This window comes from Mesorhizobium sp. M7A.F.Ca.CA.001.10.2.1, assembly GCF_003998575.1.
Taxonomy (GTDB): Bacteria; Pseudomonadota; Alphaproteobacteria; order Rhizobiales; family Rhizobiaceae; genus Mesorhizobium.
In genome coordinates this window covers 1-648 of sequence record NZ_RZQY01001248.1, presented here as the reverse complement: position 1 = coordinate 648, position 648 = coordinate 1, and the positions used below count along the sequence as shown (strand labels likewise).

Sequence of the window (648 nt, the reverse complement as noted above, 5' to 3'; positions counted from 1 at the left end):
GTGCTTGGCCTCTTCCATCGCGGAGAGATAGACGACGTCATTGGTCAGCTTGCCGTCGACGATCTTGCGGTACGGGCTCTCGATGCAGCCGTATTTGTTGACGCGTGCGAAGGTGGCCAGCGAGTTGATCAGACCGATATTCGGGCCTTCCGGCGTCTCAATCGGGCAGATGCGGCCGTAATGCGTCGGGTGCACGTCGCGCACTTCGAAGCCGGCGCGCTCGCGGGTCAGACCGCCCGGTCCAAGCGCCGAGAGGCGGCGCTTGTGGGTGATCTCCGACAGCGGGTTGGTCTGGTCCATGAACTGCGACAGCTGCGAGGAACCGAAGAACTCGCGCACGGCGGCAGCCGCCGGCTTGGCGTTGATCAGGTCCTGCGGCATGACCGTGTCGATCTCGATCGAGGACATACGCTCCTTGATCGCGCGCTCCATGCGCAGCAGGCCGACGCGGTACTGGTTTTCCATCAGCTCGCCGACCGAACGCACGCGGCGGTTGCCGAGATTGTCGATGTCGTCGATCTCGCCCTTGCCGTCGCGCAGCTCGACCAGCGTCCTGACCACGGCCAGGATGTCGTCCTTGCGCAGCACGCGCACGGTGTCCTCGGCCTTGAGCTCGAGACGCATGTTCATCTTGACGCGGCCGACGGC

1 pseudogene is annotated in these 648 nt (G+C 64.7%); it reads right to left on the bottom strand.

Annotated features, from left to right (window positions below):
* Nucleotides 1–648, bottom strand: a pseudogene (locus EN964_RS36430) (DNA-directed RNA polymerase subunit beta); the annotation flags it as partial.